The organism is Caulobacter sp. GW821-FHT09H08 (genome assembly GCF_059415885.1).
Genome location: NZ_JBWKOC010000001.1, coordinates 956,273 through 973,219, shown reverse-complemented (window position 1 = coordinate 973,219; position 16,947 = coordinate 956,273). Strand labels below are relative to the sequence as shown.

At 62.7% G+C, this 16,947-nt stretch carries 18 protein-coding genes; 6 read left to right on the top strand and 12 right to left on the bottom strand.

Annotated elements, in window-relative coordinates:
• Positions 1-418 precede the first annotated feature (418 nt).
• The gene (locus AC07NN_RS04815; protein ID WP_494637978.1) at positions 419-1,435 is read left to right on the top strand and encodes a hypothetical protein; all 1,017 of its coding nucleotides are present in this window, start codon (positions 419-421) and stop codon (positions 1,433-1,435) included.
• 298 nt (positions 1,436-1,733) lie between these two features.
• On the opposite strand, the gene AC07NN_RS04810 is transcribed toward AC07NN_RS04815, so the two are convergent.
• The 4 genes from AC07NN_RS04810 to AC07NN_RS04795 form a co-directional block, all read right to left on the bottom strand.
• The gene (locus AC07NN_RS04810; protein ID WP_494637977.1) at positions 1,734-2,864 is read right to left on the bottom strand and encodes an extracellular catalytic domain type 1 short-chain-length polyhydroxyalkanoate depolymerase; all 1,131 of its coding nucleotides are present in this window, start codon (positions 2,862-2,864) and stop codon (positions 1,734-1,736) included.
• A gap of 128 nt (positions 2,865-2,992) precedes the next feature.
• Positions 2,993-3,193 (bottom strand): hypothetical protein, encoded by a 201-nt coding sequence (locus AC07NN_RS04805; RefSeq protein WP_494637976.1) that lies wholly within the window; start codon positions 3,191-3,193, stop codon positions 2,993-2,995.
• Positions 3,194-3,339: 146 nt separating this feature from the next.
• Positions 3,340-3,672, bottom strand: a complete 333-nt coding sequence (locus AC07NN_RS04800; RefSeq protein WP_494637975.1) for a general stress protein — start codon at positions 3,670-3,672, stop codon at positions 3,340-3,342.
• A 48-nt stretch (positions 3,673-3,720) separates the two neighbouring features.
• On the bottom strand, positions 3,721-4,065 hold the full coding sequence (locus AC07NN_RS04795) for a hypothetical protein (protein ID WP_494637974.1): 345 nt from the start codon (positions 4,063-4,065) through the stop codon (positions 3,721-3,723).
• A gap of 145 nt (positions 4,066-4,210) precedes the next feature.
• On the opposite strand from AC07NN_RS04795, the gene AC07NN_RS04790 reads away from it, so the two are divergent.
• Positions 4,211-4,582 carry a response regulator gene (locus tag AC07NN_RS04790; protein ID WP_494637973.1) on the top strand — a complete coding sequence of 124 codons (372 nt, stop codon included), beginning with the start codon at positions 4,211-4,213 and terminating at the stop codon, positions 4,580-4,582.
• Between the two features lie 8 nt (positions 4,583-4,590).
• Here the strand turns inward: AC07NN_RS04790 and AC07NN_RS04785 are convergent, their stop codons facing one another.
• The 4 genes from AC07NN_RS04785 to AC07NN_RS04770 form a co-directional block, all read right to left on the bottom strand.
• The gene (locus tag AC07NN_RS04785; RefSeq protein ID WP_494637972.1) at positions 4,591-5,154 is read right to left on the bottom strand and encodes a DUF1003 domain-containing protein; all 564 of its coding nucleotides are present in this window, start codon (positions 5,152-5,154) and stop codon (positions 4,591-4,593) included.
• Positions 5,151-5,561, bottom strand: coding sequence for a low affinity iron permease family protein (locus AC07NN_RS04780; protein ID WP_494637971.1), 411 nt, complete (start codon positions 5,559-5,561; stop codon positions 5,151-5,153). The genes AC07NN_RS04785 and AC07NN_RS04780 overlap by 4 nt, the downstream gene beginning before the upstream one ends.
• Complete coding sequence (locus AC07NN_RS04775; RefSeq protein ID WP_494637970.1) at positions 5,561-6,085, bottom strand: hemerythrin domain-containing protein; 525 nt, start codon at positions 6,083-6,085, stop codon at positions 5,561-5,563. The genes AC07NN_RS04780 and AC07NN_RS04775 overlap by 1 nt, the downstream gene beginning before the upstream one ends.
• A 113-nt stretch (positions 6,086-6,198) precedes the next feature.
• Complete coding sequence (locus AC07NN_RS04770) at positions 6,199-6,825, bottom strand: hypothetical protein (RefSeq protein ID WP_494637969.1); 627 nt, start codon at positions 6,823-6,825, stop codon at positions 6,199-6,201.
• A gap of 705 nt (positions 6,826-7,530) precedes the next feature.
• Here AC07NN_RS04770 and AC07NN_RS04765 point away from each other — a divergent pair.
• On the top strand, positions 7,531-7,854 hold the full coding sequence (locus tag AC07NN_RS04765) for a helix-turn-helix domain-containing protein (protein WP_494637968.1): 324 nt from the start codon (positions 7,531-7,533) through the stop codon (positions 7,852-7,854).
• On the opposite strand, the gene AC07NN_RS04760 is transcribed toward AC07NN_RS04765, so the two are convergent.
• The gene (locus AC07NN_RS04760) at positions 7,820-8,686 is read right to left on the bottom strand and encodes a 3'-5' exonuclease (RefSeq protein WP_494637967.1); all 867 of its coding nucleotides are present in this window, start codon (positions 8,684-8,686) and stop codon (positions 7,820-7,822) included. The two genes, AC07NN_RS04765 and AC07NN_RS04760, sit on opposite strands and share 35 nt — an antisense overlap.
• A 26-nt stretch (positions 8,687-8,712) precedes the next feature.
• The gene (locus AC07NN_RS04755) at positions 8,713-9,591 is read right to left on the bottom strand and encodes an endonuclease/exonuclease/phosphatase family protein (protein WP_494637966.1); all 879 of its coding nucleotides are present in this window, start codon (positions 9,589-9,591) and stop codon (positions 8,713-8,715) included.
• A gap of 213 nt (positions 9,592-9,804) precedes the next feature.
• On the opposite strand from AC07NN_RS04755, the gene AC07NN_RS04750 reads away from it, so the two are divergent.
• Positions 9,805-11,613 (top strand): hypothetical protein, encoded by a 1,809-nt coding sequence (locus tag AC07NN_RS04750; protein ID WP_494637965.1) that lies wholly within the window; start codon positions 9,805-9,807, stop codon positions 11,611-11,613.
• A gap of 437 nt (positions 11,614-12,050) precedes the next feature.
• On the opposite strand, the gene AC07NN_RS04745 is transcribed toward AC07NN_RS04750, so the two are convergent.
• Positions 12,051-13,811 carry an ATP-binding protein gene (locus AC07NN_RS04745; RefSeq protein ID WP_494637964.1) on the bottom strand — a complete coding sequence of 587 codons (1,761 nt, stop codon included), beginning with the start codon at positions 13,809-13,811 and terminating at the stop codon, positions 12,051-12,053.
• 182 nt (positions 13,812-13,993) lie between these two features.
• On the opposite strand from AC07NN_RS04745, the gene AC07NN_RS04740 reads away from it, so the two are divergent.
• Positions 13,994-15,343: a sensor histidine kinase gene (locus AC07NN_RS04740; protein ID WP_494637963.1), complete on the top strand. Its 1,350-nt coding sequence runs from the start codon at positions 13,994-13,996 to the stop codon at positions 15,341-15,343.
• On the opposite strand, the gene AC07NN_RS04735 is transcribed toward AC07NN_RS04740, so the two are convergent.
• Positions 15,340-16,038, bottom strand: a complete 699-nt coding sequence (locus AC07NN_RS04735; protein WP_494637962.1) for a response regulator transcription factor — start codon at positions 16,036-16,038, stop codon at positions 15,340-15,342. The genes AC07NN_RS04740 and AC07NN_RS04735 overlap by 4 nt on opposite strands.
• Positions 16,039-16,322: 284 nt before the next feature.
• Between AC07NN_RS04735 and AC07NN_RS04730 the strand changes: the two genes are divergently transcribed.
• The gene (locus AC07NN_RS04730; protein WP_494637961.1) at positions 16,323-16,895 is read left to right on the top strand and encodes a response regulator; all 573 of its coding nucleotides are present in this window, start codon (positions 16,323-16,325) and stop codon (positions 16,893-16,895) included.
• The last annotated feature ends 52 nt before the right edge of the window (positions 16,896-16,947 follow it).

Genomic DNA, 16,947 nt, shown 5'->3' with positions numbered 1-16,947 from the left:
GGCGGATCGGCCCTTCCGCTGAAGACGCCTTGTATAAATCTGGGTCTTTGCGGTTCGACACGCGTTGGTTGGGTATGAACCTGACTGACGCTCAACGAAACGCCCTCGAGAACCTGGAGCGCAAGCGCCAAGGCAAAGAGGTCCCCTACATTAACATCTCCAGCGCCCGGATATTGACCGACCTTGGCCTCGCAGAGCGAAATGCTCAGGGATGGGATATTACAACGGCAGGATCGGCGTTACTTCAGTCGCAACCACATTGAATTTATGCAAATTTATGATTTAACGCCCCCCTCATTATGGATATCAATTTTAGTTCCATTTATAATTACTTTATTTATACAGTTGAATATTTAACCCAACGCAACTACATAACACTCCTGGGAAGAGTACGCCTCTTCCCTAGGAACCCCACACAATGCGAATTCAAACCCTGGTCGCCGGCGTCTGCGCTGCGGCCTTGATCCCCACCATCGCGCTCGCACAGCAGACCTGCGAGCAACGTCAAAGTACTCGAGTTGTCGGGACTCTCGCTGGCGCTGGCATCGGCGCTCTCGCCGGCAGCGCCGTCGCCGGTCATGGCGCCCGCAATGAAGGCGCGATCGTCGGCGGCGTCGCCGGCGCCCTGATCGGCAACCAGGCGGCGAAGGGCAAGCAAGACTGCGCCCGCGCCTACGGCTTCTATGACAACCAGGGCGCATGGCATGCCAACACCGTCGCCCGCGGCGACGCGGCCGGCTATTTCGACCGCGACGGCGGCTGGGTCGAAGGCGCTCCGCGCGGTTACTACGGGCGTGACGGTCGCTGGGTGCAGGCCAATACCGACACCTCGACCAGCGGCTACTACGCCAACAACCTCTGGGTTCCGGCCTCGGCTGACGGCTACTACGCACAGGACGGGCGTTGGGTCGCCGCCGCTTCCGGCTACTATGATCAATCGGGGCGCTGGATAGCTGGTCCCGCGACGGGCCGTTATAACGCCGATGGTCGTTGGATGGCTGGCCAGGCCAGCGGACGCCGCGACGCCAGCGGCGCCTGGATCGCCGATCCTCAGCCGGGCTACTACGACAAGGGTCGCTGGGTCCGCGGCGAGACGTTCGGATACTACGACTCGCGCGGCCAATGGATCGCGACCGACGGACGGGCCCAGCACGTCAACATGACTCCAGGCGGCCCTCGCGGGGGATCGACCGCGCCAAGCATCGACGAACGCCAAGCCCAGCTGGCGGAGCGGATCAATCGCGGCGCGCAGAACGGCCGGCTGAGCCGAGCGGAGGTCAGCCAAGCCAGACGCACGCTCGTCGCCATCGAGCGCCAGGAGCGATCGTTGCGCACCCGCCAGGGTTATCTCGGCCCCAAGGGACAGGCGATCATCATGGCCAGGCTCGACGGTTTGAGCAAAAGCCTCAGGGTCGATGTCCGCGACATCTACTGACCTCTGCGATCCCGAGCGCGTGGCGAACGCCGCGCGCTCTTGACCGCTGTAGCCGCATAGCCTCCGCCGCCGAACGCTCGCCGGCGCTGGCGTCGACGCGCCCCGGCTTGGCGCATTTTTGGAAAACCCGATGATCTGGCTCTTCGAACTCTCGGTCGGCCTGCTGGTTGTAGCAGCCTTGATGGCGCCGCTCTATAAGCTCCTCGCCCCCGCTTGGGCCGGGGTCGAACCTCGGCTGGCGAAGAGGCTACCCGCGACTGATCGCTCATCGCCCAAGGCCCCCTGAGCGGCGAGGCGCCTATTTGAGCAACCCGGCGGCCCGCAGCGCCTTGGCGATGGTCTCCTGAACACCCGCCGGCGCCGCGCTGACCGCGCTCATCACCGCTCGTCCCAAAGGGTCCCCTTCCCGCTCAACCGATGCAGTCGGCCGCGTCACGACCTCGTCACCGGAAGAGGTCGACGCCTCCCTCGCCGACACGTTGTCGATCCCCCAGAACCGGACGATCTCAAGAGACGAGGAGACGCCCGCCTCGAGCATGAAGGGCGCGAGCTTGCCCAGCGCATCGTCTCCCCTGGTCGATAGAGGCGTCCCATGGCCCAGGCCGCGTACAAGATTTAGCTCAACCAGTGTTTCTCCCGCCGCCGACCGCCAGATCGACCGCGTTCCAAAGGCATGCTGCTCCACGCGATGCGGAGCCGAGGACAAGCCATGGATGGCGCTCCATTGCTGGGTCAGGTCATGCGCGTTCCCCGCCTGAACAGTGAAGTCGGCCTCGCCATGCCAGACGGACAGGCGCGGCGGACGGCCTTCCTCTTGCGACCTGGGGATCAGAGCGCCCAACTCCCGGGCCGCGCGGCCGTCGGCGCGGCTCATCACCCGCAAGGCGTCTTGGACATTGCGCGCGACGCCATAGGGCAAGCCGCCAATCACCGCGCCACCCGCAAAGACATCAGGATAGGCCGCCAGCATGGCCACAGTCATTGCCCCACCCGCCGAAAGACCGGTGACGAAGACGTTCTCGGCGTCGAGATCGTGGATAGCGACCAGGTGGGCCACCATGGACACGATCGATGCGGCCTCGCCCTCCCCGCGGCGGGTATCGCTCGGCGAGAACCAGTTGAAGCAGCGATTGGGGTTGTTGGCCGACGGCTGCTGGGCGGCCAAGACCATGAAGCCGAAGCGATCGGCCAGGGTCAGCCAGCCGGCATTGACGGCATAGGCTTCGGCGGCCTGGGTACAGCCATGAAGGACCACCACGAGGGGCGCGCCGAGCTGTAGCCCTAGGGGCCGGTAGCTCAGCATCGTCAATTTACCGGGATTGGGTCCGAAAGACTCTGTCCGTTCCAGGGCTCCGTCGGATCCGGACGCGGGGGGCGACGCCTGGCGCAGCCGCGCCAACATCGCGGTCGTTTCACGTAGGCCCGGCATGACATCATCCTGATCAGCGCAGCAAGATGCTGCATCGCAGTATAATGCTGCGATGCAGCAAACATGGCATCACGCTTGATCACGTCTTTCGCACCACGACCCGAAGGCTCGGGTCGTGGCGCGCTCGATCAATAGTCCGGGCGGATCAGATTGGTCGCGGGACGCTCGGCGCGGCGGACATCGCCGTCGACAACGACATCGTCGGTCGGAGAGAAGGTGCGCGGCTCGCCATACAACGACCGTTCACGGCTGATATCGTCAGCATTGTAAGGCGTGGCGGCCGGATCGAAGCCCGTCCAGCCGGTCTGGCGATAAGCGTCCCCGCGCATCGCCGCGTCCACGCCACGACGGTCGTTCAGGATGCCCTCGACCGTGGCGATCTCATCGTCATGCGCCTTGACGCTGACCAGGCTGCCACCGCGGCGAACGCCCTCGGAATAGACGTTGGCTTCATCGTCGCTGTGGCCCGCGTCCTTCAGCGCGCCGAGCAGGCCGCCCGTGGCCGCGCCGGCGACGGCGCCAACCAGCCGGCCGCCACGACGGGACCAAGACCCGGAATGGCCAGCATGCCGAGACCAGCCAGCAGACCCGCGCCCCCACCGAACAGGCCGCCAGTGGCCGCGCCCTTGCCCGCGCCCTCGGCTGTGTCGTTGTCGCCATCGGCGTGCTTATGGCCGTCGTGCCACTTGTCGGCATTATTGGAGACCAGGCTGATCTTGTCGTGGTCGATGCCGCGCGCCTCCAGATCGGAGATGGCGTCGAGGGCTTGGGTATGGCTGTCGAACAGCCGAGTGATCGTCTTGCTCATAAGGAATGTCCTGGCGTGATGTGATTGGAGAAAGGGACGTGCCGAGACCTAGAGCGCGGTGATCGCGCCCTTGTAGTCGACCGAGACGCTGACCTTCTTGCCGTCCTTCATGGCCTCGCCCTGCCACAGGCCGTTGGCGTTCTGGTTCAGCGGGCCGAGCTCGGTGTAGCCGGCCTTCTCGATCGCCATCCGCGCCTGGTCGGCGGTGTAAGAGCTGGCGCCCGGGGTGGGGCCGCTCTCGCCGGTGGTCGGCTTGGTGTCGACGGCGACATTCGTCGGCGCCGCGGCGGCCGACACGGCCGGCCCTTCGACCTTGTCATGGTCAGCGTTCTTCTGGCCGCACGCGGCCAACAGCATCGCGGCGAGCGCGACGCCCATCATCGGTCTCAACATGTCTTGGATCTCCCAGAGGTGCGAGAGAAAGCCCCCGACCACGACATGGTTCCAATGCCGCGAAGTCAGATCTTTATTAATAAATTCAAATTCTTGCGGAACGATTCACTTGGGAACCTTGCGACCTGTCGCCAGTTGCCGTCCCATGACCCATCCCAATCACACCCTCGTTCTGCTGGTCGATGACGAGCCCGTTGTTCGGATGGTGGCCTGCCAGAGCCTCGAAGACGCCGGCTTCCAGGTTATCGAGGCCGACTGCGCTCAAGAGGCCCTGGATATCCTCAAGTCGCGGACAGACGTCGGCGTGCTGTTCACGGACGTCAACATGCCCGGCGCGTTCGACGGCCTGGAACTGGCCACGCTCGTCCATGAGCTTTGGCCTGACATCCAGCTCGTCGTGACCTCGGGACAGGCGTTGCCAACTCCCGTTCCAGACGATGGCCGCTTCATGGCCAAGCCTTACAGGCTCAACGAGATGGTCGACACGGTTACGTCGGTCGCCATGCGCCTGCCCTGAATGGAGGACTACACCGATCCCGCGCCGCGCGGATCACTCGCATTGGCCTCGATCGAGGCGGCCACCGCGGCCGCGTCCGTTGGCTTGGCCATATCTTCGGACTCCGGATCCAAGCGGTCGGCCAGATTGGGCTCATCGCGACGCAGCTCTTCCAGAAGCTGGATGATCTTCGCGCTCTTTTTGTCGGCCAGCAGCGCCAGCTCCAAGGTCAGCTGAGCGCGGCGGTCGGCCAGCAGGTCCTCGCGCCGCTGAGTGACCAGGATCAGGAACGCGACCAGCAGGGCCGCGACCGTGGCGGCCAACTCCAGCCAAGCGAAAGAAGGCTGATCAACCCGGCCTCCCCCGCGCCAGGCCGCAAGGCCCGCCCAGGCGCAGACCACGACCACCAGGACGATCACCGCCGCCGGTCGTCCCAAGCGGTCGGTGACGGCGTCGATGGCCCGCTGCAAGCCGCTGGCGTTGCGATAGTGCTCACGATGAAAGCTGGCCACAGCCTCGACGGACTCGGCGACATGATCCGCCAGGTCGTCGTCGCCATCCGCGACTTCTCTATCCTGTTCGGACGGACTCACGGCGCGACCTTGGTACGCGAGGCCCGCTCGGCCTTCACCTTGGCGGCGATCCCGGCGCTGCGCTTGGCGGCGCGTTCGCATCGCAGATGCAACGCGGCCAGCTCCTTGTCGGTCAACTTCTCGATGCCCATGAAGTCGTCCTCGGCGTCGGACATGCGGATCAACTCGTCGAGCTTGGTCTGCAGGGCGACGCCGTCGCGGTTCTGGGTGTTCTGGATCAGGAAGACCATTAGGAAGGTCACGATCGTAGTGCCGGTATTGATCACCAGCTGCCAGGTCTCGGAGAACTTGAAGATCGGACCGGTGACGGCCCAGATCAGCACGGATGCGACGCACAGCAGAAAGGCGACGGAGCTACCCGTCGCCTTGGCCGTGGCGTTCGCGAACTTCGCGAACAGCTTGTCCATCAATGGGCCGCGAGCACCGTGCCTTGCAGGGTCGGCGTCTCAGGGACGGGCAGGCCGCCGGCCTTGTAGCTGGCGATCAGCTCGGCCTTCTCCGCCGCCATCTGCTCGCCCAGGGCGTCCATGTCGAGGCCGGCCTTGCGGGCCTGACTGAACATGCCTTCGACGCGCTGCTCCTCCTCCTTGACGTGGTGCTCGATCATCTCCGACAGCACCTTGACCTTGGCGTCGTAGAATTCGTCGTCCGGCCCACCGGCCTCGATCTCGGCGATCAGCACCTTGGCGCCGTCATGCTCGACATAGGCTTCCTTCAGAAGACCCTCCTCCACCTTGCCTTCGCAAGCCGGGTAGAAGATGTCCTCCTCGATCTTGGTGTGGACGGTTAGCTCCATGCAGATCTGCTCCGCCAGAGCCTTCTTCTTGCCGTCGCCCTTGGCGGCTTCGAACTTGGCGAACAGGTCCTCGACGTTGCGATGATCGGCCTTCAACAGGGCCACGGCGTCGAGCTTGGGGGCGTCAGCCATCATCTTAGTCTCCATGAACAGCCAGGGAGACTGTCGAGACAAGCAACGGGGCGCTCGGCCCGTCGTTCCGCGCCAGGACGACTTGAGATACGTTCGCGAATACCCACCCGCGCCGCCTACTCGGCTGGCGCCGGCTCGAGCAGATCGACCAGAAAGGCGCGGATGATTTCGTGCAGGGCGGCAAAACTGCCCAGCCCCAGCACAAGCGCGAAATAGCCTCGCGCATTAATCTGGCGGACGCTGAAGTCGACGTGGATCAACAGGACCACACGGCCGTCTTCGGCCGGAAACACCTCGTCCGCCATCAGGATCGAGACCGTCGGTATGGCCACCTTGAAGGTCACGCCCAGCATCGAGCCGATGGTGGCCAGAAGCCCTAGAAGCAGAACATTGCCCACCTCACCCAGCGTATCGTCCAGCAGTTCGGCATAGTCCTGTCCGGAATAGCCTTCACCCAGCACGGCGCGCGCCAGCGTGCTCCCGTCGTCGGGGCTCAACAGCAACATGGTCTGGCCGTTCAGCCGCCCGGAAAATTCCTGGCGCACGACCGTCAGCGCCTCGCCGTTGAAACTGACAAGCGCCCGAGCCGAGTCCGCAGCTTCATGGATCTCGACGACCGGGACCTTCAAAGACACTTCCGACCCGACCATGGCGCGCAATCGCGTGGCCGCGCCGCTGACGGCGATGTTGACCAGCTCGGTCAGAGCGTCGCGTTCGAGTTCGGAGAGGTGATCGATGGCCACGCTGGAACTCAGTCTCAACTCGGGAATAGCGTGAAGTCGACGATGGGTCGGCCCTGACGCCGCCCCATCAGAGGAGCTCTGCGGCTGAGATCACCATGCGCGCTAAACCTGGGTTGCCCAAGGATAATAACTGCCTTGGCAGCTAGCCCCCAGGAACCTCAATCGACCTCAAGAGCTAAGCCTCCGCTTTAAGGGGATGCCTCGATGTCCGGCGCCACGATCAAACGCCACCTGCGGACCGGCCGATCGCTATGGGCCGATACCCGTTGTCCGCTCTTGAGGCCTGGGATCGCACGAACATGGTGGTGTGCAGGCCGTCGAAGGTCGTTGGTCGCAGCCGCCGCTTTGAGGCAGATTTGGCCGCGAGTGGAGACAGGCAGCACAAATAGACCCTAGCGCCATGGTCACGCATTGATATCATGTATTCAGGATGTTTTTGCGTGACCCATCACACACAGAGAAATGCAACCGCCCCAATTGGATAGCCCAGTAATTTTTCGTATTTCGAAATTTGTACACAAATCAACGACATAAATACGCGTCATTATTGATGCACAACTACCCCACTCTAGATCACACTTACTCACCCCCGATCACCGCCAGTCACTCTTAGGCACACAGGCTTCGCCTGCGGAGGCGATGTCAAATTTGACAACAAGCCGTCTCTATTGGCATTTTCAGGCATTGATTGCCTGAGGGATCGCCGTGGAGATCGAAATCGAAGTCGTCCGAGGCACAGGTGACGTCTATCGCGATTTAGGGAAACCCAACTCTGGACCCCACTCACTCAAAGCCAAGCTCGCAGCCGAGATCATCAAGGCTCTGGATCGCGAGGGCGTCTCTGTTCGAAGAGCCTCAGAACTGACGGGGATCGCCGCCGCCGACTTCTCTCGCGTGCGAAACGCCAGGCTCCAGCGGTTCACCGTCGACCGACTGATCACGATGCTGGAGCGCCTCGGCAACCACATCATCTTCGACCTGACGGTGCAGCCGTCTAGCCCCGATCAGAGAAGCGCTCGAACGCGGTGATCTTCTTCATCAGCGGATCGATCTCTCCGCGATAGATCTCCGATCGCAGGAAGGCGACTTCGGCATCGCGATCGGCCTCGTCGACATCAATGTACCAAGCCTTCGGCGCCGGACCTGGCTCACCATTCCAACGGTATCCCCGCGCCTTGAGCACATCTTTCAGTTCGTACGGCGAGTTCTCCGCCCAGATCCTGATGCTGGCCTTGCGAGCGGCGACGAGCAGGGTCTGGAAACCCGATCCGTCACTCCCCGGAAGCGGGGCCGATAGGATCTCCAGTGTCGCCAGGCCGTCGTGAGATGCACGATGCCCTTCATGGAAGAACCCGTAACCTGCGGCGAGGAAGGCAAGCTTGCCACTTTCAAAGCCCGCCGCCTTCCAGTCGATCTGGGTGTAGGAACAGGCCCAGGCCTTCTCAGCGAAGGCCGGACAGAAAGCCTCGGCGAAGCGACGGTCGAAGCTGGCGTTGTGGGCGATGATCAAGGCGGCCGGCGCGATGAAGGCGGCGACCTCAGCCAGGTCCACCGCCTGGCCCTGCACCATGTCGTCGGTCAGGCCCGTTAGTTTGGTGATCTCGGCGGAGATGGGCTCCGCGGGCTGGCGAAGCCTCGAGAAGGGTTCGCCGACCGCCACGATCCGTCCGCCGACATCATAGGTGAATGGCACGAGGCCAAACTCGATGATCTCGTGCTTACGCGGGTCAAGGCCAGTCGTCTCAAGATCCAGAACGATGCCCTGGCGCAGGACGCCGACCGGCGCGGCTTCGATGCGCCGCACCCCGTCGAGCCGCCGCAGCACGCGATACCGCCCGCTTGCCTCGAGCATACGGGCCATCGCTTCCAGCTCGTCGGGCGTGCTCGTCACTTGATCAGGGCGACGACCGGGCAGTGATCGGAAGGTCGTTCACCGCCAGCGGCGTAGGTCAGTTCCTCGAAGCCCTTTAGATCGCGCGTCGCGCGGGCGTCGAGCACGACGTGGTCGATGAACTCCGAGAACCGCGGATCGCATTTCGGCCCCGTCGCGCCTTCGGCGAGCGCCAGGTCGGCATTGGCCGGCGTGGCGTCATCGAGATCCGCCCAGATTGGATCGCCGGCGCGCGCGAGGCGGCGATTGAAATCACCCAGAACGGCAAAGCGCACGCCCTGCCCCGCCGCCGCGTCGATCCAGCGCTCCAGGATCGGGACCTGGCGAAGCAGGATCTGGCAGGCATCGCCGTTCTGGCCGGAGGCGCAGCCGGACTTCATGTGCACGGCCAGCAGTCGCAACGGCTGATGGCCTTTGGCCGAGAGCGTGATGTCGACGGCGGAGCGGAGATTGGGATCGCCCACCTGCAGGTCAGTCAGATCGGCGGCGCGTTCGAACGGGACACCCTTGCGGATGGCAAAACCGACGGCCTGACGCGTGAGGGTTCGCCCTTCCAGACCGCGACAGGGAAAGGCGTCGCCAGCCGGGCGTCGCTCGATGATGACCGTGTACTTGGCCGGATCGAAGACCCGCTCTGCAGCCTTGATGGACTCGACTTCCTGGAAGGCGATGACATCGGCGTTCAGGCGCTCGGCATAGGTCCGCATCAGCGCATAGTCGGCGTCGGTGCGTGGGCGGCAGCCCTTCGCGCCATCCTCGGAGAGATGCTCCATGTTCCAGCTCGCGACCCGCAATGGCGTCTGGACGGATGTGGGCTCGATCGCGCAGGCGCCGGCGACAAGAGCAAGAGCGAGAACGGCGAAACGCTTGAGCATGAGATTCTCCCGATGCTCTTTCCTATCTTGCCTCCTCGGCGCGTGGCGATAGCGGCGCATCAATTCTCAAAGGGCCGACCGCTTGGCGCCAATTGCTGACATTAGGCCCGGCTCAGGAAGTGGACATTCGGCCGGCAGGGCCAAGTGACCCTAAGATGTAGCTCACCGATCTCCAACTAGACGGCGATCAAGCTTCGCCTTAGCGTCTCGCACATGATCGATGCCCTCCAAGCCTCACGGACGGCCACGTTTTTCGTTTTGTCGCATGCGCCTACAGGCGCCGACGTGGAAACGATGTTCGATGCCCTGCGCGCTGCGCAGCAAAATGCGCAACCCGATCTCTTCCGGCATATTCGTGTCGCCGAGGGTGACGCCCACTGGTCGGCGATCGCCTTCAACTATGAGCGACGCCCGGCGTTCCTTCCTGAGCAAGACGCGATCTGGGAAGTCGTATGCGGCTTTCTCTTGATCGTGGAGCATGACGGCCACGTTGCGGTCTTCCGTTCTCGCTTGGATCTGACGTCCCTTTTCCGAACGAACCACCTGACCAAACTGTCCCCAGAGCGGGTCAACATGGCGATTGCGCGGCCCGACGCGATTTTCGAGAAGGTGCGCCTGAAACACATGACGCTGTCGCGCCAAGCGCTTCGCACGAAGACCCTGGAGTCCAACGATCTTAGCAACGCCGTCGGTGCCGCCTCGTCTAGCCGCTACATCGCTCAAGGTTATGCGCTGCGGAGCGGGGCTGGGCACTACACCGCGACACCCAGCACAGGTCGCATAGCACAACGGGCTGACCGGGCGGGTCATCTGGAGTTAGTGCACTATGCCGTCGCGGTCATCGACGAGTTGCAGACGGCTAGCGCTGCGCCATCGACATTCATTCAGTCGTTTGCCCGCCCCATCAGTTTCTCCGAACTCGGATCCAGGCAGCCTACGGCGTTCTCCGTGGATACGGCGGCGCTCAGCGACGCGATCTACGAACTGGAAGAGATTCGCCTGGTCCGATTAGCAGGGTCCGACTGGCTGCCGCTCACCTTCGGTGAGACCCAAGCGCTGCTTGCTGAACTTGACGCCATTATGGAAGTACACGGCGACGAGCCAACGCGGTTGCTTCGCAACGCGACCGGCGTGCAGCTGGGTCGGATGCGGCTCAACAAGGCACACATAGCGCTTCGCAGTCTGTCGCTTCCGATCTGTGCGGGCGTCGAAGTTGAGCGTAGCGACCTGCCGCTTGGCGGTGATCCCGAACGTATTGGTCTGTGCGCTTATCTCGATCGTGAGCGCCATTTCATCGTCCTGTTCGATGACGTCTCGCTCGCCTACATTGATGGCGAGCTTTATCAAGACGGGGGCCTCGCGCAGGGTAGTACGCAACTGCTCTCGTACTTGAAGGCGGAGCCATCCCTCACCAACGTCACGAGCGAAAAGGGGACGTTTTCCGCTGCTCATACCAACTTTGATGTGGACTCGACCTTCAGCGCCGTCGCCGCGCACGTCTCGCAAGGCGATAACGTTCTTGTTTGCGATGACCTAGGCGATGAATGGGCGGACTTCATAGGCTTGGACAATGCGGGTTCGCCCAAACGCATCACATTCTATCACGCCAAGCATGGCGCTCTGTCGCTCGGCGCCTCTCCCTTCCACATTTCAATAAGCCAAGCCATCAAGAACCTCGGTCGGATGTCGCTGCCCAGCGACGAGTTGCCCGGCAAGGTCGCCGGCTGGGGGCAGTTCTATTCCAACGATGGTGCCGTGACGCAGATTTCGCGCACGGTTCGCAGCACGCACGCAGCCCTATCCGATGAGTTCAACGCAGCCCGGGCCGCGCCTGACGCGATCCGTCGCGTGATGATCGTCACGTCTTCGCTTAGCCGCCAGCAAGTCGAACAGGCGCTCCAAGCCGTCGCAGCTGGTCAGCGGCCCAGTCCCTACTTTGTGCAGCTCTACTGGCTGCTCATGTCGTTCTTCAGCGCTTGCTCTGAGGTGAACGCCCATGGGTACGTTGTTTGCCAACCCTAGCAGGTGCTCATGTGCATTTCCTCGGCCTGGTGCCAAATGCGGGCTTTGGCCAAGGTCCAGAACTAGACTCTGATCAGCGTATCTTCGCCGAGCCAGAAGAATGGCTAGGCTTTTTCAGAGGGAGGAGAGACGCGGATGTCCCACAAAAGGCGAGCTGAAGATGAGCTTAGGAAACTGAAAAGCCAACTGCAGACGATGCGCTCGTTCTTGCAGTCCGGCGACGCCAGTTTCGCCCTCACATTGCTAAGCAGGGCCGAGGACCATGCAAAACGTGCGTCCGATCACGTTCACCGAATTGACGAAGCCTAAGCGCCATTAGCTGCCGCTGACCTAGCTCCAGCAACAGGACGTTCGCTTTGATGGAGTGATGCGCTGAATCACTACGCCTGCGCCGCAGCCCTCTAGAGCGCGAATTGCCGTGTTCGCCTGGGCTCCGATCACGTCCAGCGCTCGTCGGACGCTTTGTCCTGGGACAACCAGAAATCCACCACGCGATAGAGCTCGGCCCGGTCAATCGGCTTGGCGAGATGATCGACCATGCCGACCTCTCGATAGCGCTCCAGTTGCTGGGGCGCGATATCAGCCGTGACGGCTACGATTGGAATGCCAGAGCATGCGCCACCCGAAGAGCGGATCGCCCGCGTCGCGGCTAGGCCGTCCATGCGGGGCATGTGTATGTCCATCAAGATGATGTCAAAGTCCTGATCCGCCGCAAGACGGACAGCCTCCTCGCCGTCCTCGGCCAAAGCAACCTCGCAGCCCGCCAGCACCAGCATGGCTTCGCCCAGCTCGCGGTTCATCGGATGATCATCGACCAGCAGGACCCGCGCCACCACCTCGGCGTTCTCGTCGATCGTGGGAGCGACCGCGGCCTCGGCCAGCCGGACAGGCATCTTGATCCAGAAGGTCGAGCCCTCGCCAAGGGCGCTGACGACACCGATCTCGCCGCCCATAAGATCGACCAGCGCACGGCAGATCGCCAACCCCAGGCCCGCGCCGCCGAACACCCGGCTCGCTGAGCCGTCGATTTGGGAAAAGCGCTTGAAGAGCTTCTCATGCTGGTCGGCGGATATCCCTATGCCCGTGTCGGCAACCTCGAGACACATGATGGGGAGGTCTTCGCCAGCCGTTATGGTCAGCCGGGCTTCGACACCGCCGGCCGGCGTGAACTTTACCGCGTTGTTCAAGAGGTTCAGAAGCACCTGACGGAGCCGGTCCTCGTCCAGCTCATAAAGCGCTGCGTCGTCGACGCTGGTCTCGACCGCTATCGTCAGACCCTTGGCCCGCGCGTCCGGCGCGACGATCGCGACGACCTCCTGAAGCAACCTGGACGGCGAGTTGGGTTTCGGGTCCAGCTGGACGCCGATCGTTTCCAATCGCGAGGCTTCCAGGACATCGGTGACGAGCATCCGGAGCGAACGGCCCGCGCCGGCGATCAGGCCAAGCCTCCGTCGCCCCTCGTCCGACAGGTCTTCAGTCGCGCCCAGCAGGTCGGCGAAGCCCAGGATGCTGTTCAACGGCGTGCGCAACTCGTGACTGACGGTAGCGAGAAACTCGGATTTAGCGCGATTGGCGGATTGCGCCTCAAGACTTAGCCGCGCGTTCGTCTCGGATTCGTGCTGCAGATTCCAGTTCAGGTGGTCACTGGCGCAACGGGCGGTAACCTCGCGCCGGATCACTGTTCGAATGGCCAACGAAACGCAGAAGCCTACGATCGTCGCCCCGATGCCGACCGGAATGACGAAGGCTCCCTCTGGCGTTCGGGCGGCGAACATGAGGAGCGCCAGCAAGGGCAAGCCGCTGCCCAGCAAGGCCACACGCGCGCTTGGAGCCGCCAGGACGAAGACAAAGAGGTCGATGATGAAGTTGAAAAGCTTGTAGTCGCTCGGCGCGATCTGGATCGAAGCGCATTGTCGCGCGACTTCCAGCAGGTAGACGACCGACATGATCGCTTCGAGAGCGAGAAGGCGCGGCGTGGACGCTCGTCGCAAATGACGGAGAGATAGGCCGGCGACGGCCAGATTGGTCGAGGCGATCGCCAGCATCGCGACGCGATCACCGCCTGAAAAGGCGATCGAATACGAGACCAGCATGAACAGTTCGACCGCCACGACGGCAGTCAGAATAATCTGGACCACAGCAGAGAAACTGCGGGCGAACTCCGCCTCCGTATCGCTCCAGGCGGTCGTATTCATCATCAAAAATCGCCGGTCCCCGAAAGGCGACGACATGGACCCAAGGGTCCGTGCCGTCAACGCGCGAGCATAGCCATTCCCGGAGATTCATGGCTTGCTTGATCTGGGTCAATTTCGGGAAAAGGAAAATGACCGCATGATGGTCGTTTCCCCCACAAACAGATCTCCTTGGGAGCAGGCCCGCCGTGAAGCGGTTCCGTCTCAGCCGCATTGACAATTTCCATGGCCAGGAAGCCGGCCAGATCCATGCGCTCATTCTGATCACCGCCGTGCAGGGCTGGGCATGGCTGCCGACATGGGTAGTCGTACTCTGGGCGACCGCCAACTGCGGCTTCGCGATCTATTTCCGCCAATTGGCGCGGCGCATCGCGGCGAAGGCGGAAGACGTTACGATCGGGCGCCAGCCAGCCGGCTTGGCGCGGGTCTGCCTGACCAGCTTCCTCTTCACGACGTCGTACTCTAGCCTCTCAATCCTCGTCGCGCTCCAAGGCCATTCCAGCGCGCTCCTCGCGGCTTCGGCGTTTTTCGCGGGGCTGACGCTCGGCTCCGCCAGCCTGTTCACCGTAAGCCGCCCGTTGGGCTGGAGCGCGATGGCCGGCCTCGTGTTCAGCCTCGCGGCCGGGCTTGGCTGGCGCGTGAGCACGCCACAGGATCCAGATCCATCGCACAGTCTGTACGGAACCCTTTCCGCAGCCTCGGCGGTCCTGCTGTTCATGCTCTACGCCGTACAGGTCGGGTTCGCTCGACGGGCAGCCGATCGGCGCGCCACTCGGCTCTTCTTGCGCGCCGAGGCAAGCGAGCGTGCGGCGGTCGAGGCCGATCGAGCCAAGGCCGCCTTCCTGGCCATGGTGAGCCACGAGATCCGTTCTCACCTCAACGGCCTGATCGCCGTCGTTCACACGACATCCGACGTGGACGGACGGAAAGAGCTCGGTCGCCGCCTGGCCCTGCTCGAGGGCGTCAGCCACGACATGCTCGCGATGCTCAACGACCTGCTCGACATGTCCAAGATCGAGGCCGGGAAACTCGAACTGGAGCAAATATATTTTGACCTGTCGGACATATTCGACACGCTTGAGGTCGTCTATGCCAGCCTGGCCAAGCAGAAGGGCGTCGCCTTCGAGGTCGAGATCACACCCGCGGCCCTAGGTGTCTACATCGGAGACCCCTATCGCCTGCAGCAGGTCTTGAACAATCTGGTTTCCAACGCGGTCAAGTTCACCGACAGCGGCCAAGTGACGTTGCGGGCGGATCGAGGCGACCACGGGCTTGTGCTCCAGGTCGCCGATACCGGAGCCGGCATTCCGCCCGAGCTTTCAACGCGGCTCTTCGAGCACTTCGTCCAGGCGGACGCTTCAATCGCCAGACGGTTCGGAGGTTCCGGACTGGGATTGTCCATCTGCCGGGAGCTCTGCGCGCTGATGGGCGGCACAATTGAGGTAGAGACCGGCGACGACGGAACCGTCTTTACGGTCGAACTTCGGATCGATCGGGTCGACCTTCAGGCCGAAGGCGCGGAACGCTCGCAAGACTAGGCTTCGGAGACGCCCAGCAGTTCGAGCCGATAGCCGTAGCTGTACACGGGCGCCAGTCGCACGCCGTTGTCCCGGTGCATGGCAAGTTTCGTCCGGATACGGGATACATGCATGTCCAGGGTGCGGCTGGGCAGATCTGGATTGCGCCCCCAGACCGCCTCCAGGATGTGGGCGCGGGACAGCGCGCGCTCAGCATTGCGGAAGAAGTGAAGAGCCAGGCCGAACTCCTTGGCGGTGACGGAAATGTCTTCGCCCCGAACGCCAACGCTGTTGGCCGTTAGATCAAATCTGTAGACACCGTAGGCTTCGACCCCCCGCGCCTGCCGCCCAGGATAGGCCCTGCGCAGAAGCGCGCCGACACGAGCCTGGAAGACAGCGGGATCGGCGGGTTTGACGACATAGTCGTCGGCGCCCGCATTGAGCGCGGCCAATATGTCCTCCTTGGCATCTCGCCCCGTCAACATCAGGACAGGAGGCGTCTCGGGCAGGTTTTCGCGGAGCCAAATCAGCGCTTCAAGACCGGATATTCCCGGCATATTCCAGTCCAAAACCAGGAGATCAAAAGTATCTCTCCTTAATTCAACCTGAAGCGCTCTGGCTGAATTGAAAACAAGGCATTGGTTTCCGGCATCCGAGAGCAATTCCGCGACAATTCGCGCCTGAGTGATCTCATCGTCCAGAATTGCAATTCTCAATGGTAAACCCTCATTGCGCCGCGCGGCGGATAGGGGTCCCCCCGGGAAAGCGACCGACTCGCGCGAGGCTAGGCCGTAAAATCACGGCGTCAAACCCGACCAGGGGCCTTCAAGGCCCAAATTGAGCCACGGAAACGTCAAGCTTCGAGCGGCAGCAGGCGAGGAGCCAGATATCGCAACCGAAAATGGAAAATACTTCATTTTACAGTTGGTTACATGACATCGCGCTTCGGCCGGGCAACTAGTGCATTTGCATACATGCCTGTATTCCCGAGGCGCCTGTCGTGAAAAATATCGCCAATACACACGACGAATACAATTCAGGCTCGAGATTGGCTGGAAGATCATCGGACGAGAAACTTTCGATATCCGACCTCAGAATTCTCATTGTCGACGACAACGCGCAAATGAGATCCATCATCGGCTCGATACTCGCAGCCGCTGGAGCTCGCCATCTCTACTACGCCGCCGACGGCCAACGAGGTCTCGCGACGTTGAACACGCTCGCCATGGACGCCGTCTTCGTGGATCGTGAAATGCCCAATCTGGACGGGCTCGAGTTCATCTCGAAAGTGCGCGCCAGGGGCGTATCGTTCCAAACGCTGCCGATCATCATGGTGACCGGTCGCGCCGATCGTGAATGTGTCGAAGCGGCCCGCGATCGGGGAGTTACAGAGTTCCTGGTCAAGCCCGTGACGGCCGCCGCGATCCTGGATCGTCTTCAGGCCGCGCTCTCTCGTCCTCGCCCCCGCGTCGTATCGACGACCTATTGCGGGCCGGACCGCCGCCGCGCCCAGGCCGAAACCCATCATGGCCCCCGGCGTCGATCGGCCGATAGCGCTCGCTACCTCGACTGACCTTTCCTCTTTGCCCAGCGGCCTGCCTCCCGCGCGAACCTGAAGCGCGGAG

Excerpts from the sequence above, each read along its gene's own strand:
- AC07NN_RS04815 (WP_494637978.1), top strand. The coding sequence starts at position 419 with ATGCGAATTCAAACCCTGGTCGCCGGCGTCTGCGCTGCGGCCTTGATC.
- AC07NN_RS04790 (WP_494637973.1), top strand. The coding sequence starts at position 4,211 with ATGACCCATCCCAATCACACCCTCGTTCTGCTGGTCGATGACGAGCCC.
- AC07NN_RS04775 (WP_494637970.1), bottom strand. The coding sequence starts at position 6,085 with ATGATGGCTGACGCCCCCAAGCTCGACGCCGTGGCCCTGTTGAAGGCC.
- AC07NN_RS04805 (WP_494637976.1), bottom strand. The coding sequence starts at position 3,193 with ATGCGCGGGGACGCTTATCGCCAGACCGGCTGGACGGGCTTCGATCCG.
- AC07NN_RS04800 (WP_494637975.1), bottom strand. The coding sequence starts at position 3,672 with ATGAGCAAGACGATCACTCGGCTGTTCGACAGCCATACCCAAGCCCTC.
- AC07NN_RS04780 (WP_494637971.1), bottom strand. The coding sequence starts at position 5,561 with ATGGACAAGCTGTTCGCGAAGTTCGCGAACGCCACGGCCAAGGCGACG.
- AC07NN_RS04755 (WP_494637966.1), bottom strand. The coding sequence starts at position 9,591 with ATGCTCAAGCGTTTCGCCGTTCTCGCTCTTGCTCTTGTCGCCGGCGCC.
- AC07NN_RS04795 (WP_494637974.1), bottom strand. The coding sequence starts at position 4,065 with ATGTTGAGACCGATGATGGGCGTCGCGCTCGCCGCGATGCTGTTGGCC.
- AC07NN_RS04810 (WP_494637977.1), bottom strand. The coding sequence starts at position 2,864 with ATGCCGGGCCTACGTGAAACGACCGCGATGTTGGCGCGGCTGCGCCAG.
- AC07NN_RS04750 (WP_494637965.1), top strand. The coding sequence starts at position 9,805 with ATGATCGATGCCCTCCAAGCCTCACGGACGGCCACGTTTTTCGTTTTG.
- AC07NN_RS04745 (WP_494637964.1), bottom strand. The coding sequence starts at position 13,811 with ATGATGAATACGACCGCCTGGAGCGATACGGAGGCGGAGTTCGCCCGC.
- AC07NN_RS04760 (WP_494637967.1), bottom strand. The coding sequence starts at position 8,686 with ATGGCCCGTATGCTCGAGGCAAGCGGGCGGTATCGCGTGCTGCGGCGG.